Annotated in this window: 1 protein-coding gene; it reads right to left on the bottom strand. The window is 40.9% G+C overall.

The window, feature by feature from the left end:
- Positions 1–563: GTP cyclohydrolase I FolE (gene folE, locus ACFINZ_RS11925; protein WP_375701638.1), on the bottom strand; the 563-nt coding region annotated here is incomplete at both ends.

Consider the following 563-nt stretch of genomic DNA (forward strand, 5'->3'; position numbering starts at 1 on the left):
ATCCTTTTCATAAGAGCCATGAAAACTTGTCGTAATCGTTTTAGCTCCTTGTTTTTGTACTCCTCTCATAGTCATACACATGTGTTCAGCCTCAATTAACACTGCAACACCACGAGGTTTTAGATGTGTTTCCAAAGCATTAGCTATTTGAGCTGTCATAGCTTCTTGTGTCTGTAACCGACGCGAAAAAACGTTTACCACCCGTGCAATTTTTGAAAGACCAACAATCTTTTCATCAGGAAAATAAGCGATATGAGCTTTACCAACAATTGGGATCATATGATGTTCACAATGTGAATAAAAAGAGAGATCTTTCATGATTACTGGTTCATTGTAGCCTGAAACCTCTTCAAAAGCCGTTCCCAAGATTTCTTCAACCGACTCGTCATACCCGGTAAAAAGATCACGATAGGCCTTAGCGACCCGCCCTGGAGTGTCTAAAAGCCCTTCTCGGTTTGGATTTTCCCCTATCCATAACAAAAATGTACGAATCGCCGCTTCCACTTCTTCAAAAGGAGGGCGCTTCCTCCCAGATAAAAAAGGGTTTTTAGTACCTACTTTAA

Origin of the sequence: Bartonella sp. AA81SXKL (assembly GCF_042196945.1) — a bacterium.
Classification (GTDB): Bacteria; Pseudomonadota; Alphaproteobacteria; order Rhizobiales; family Rhizobiaceae; genus Bartonella.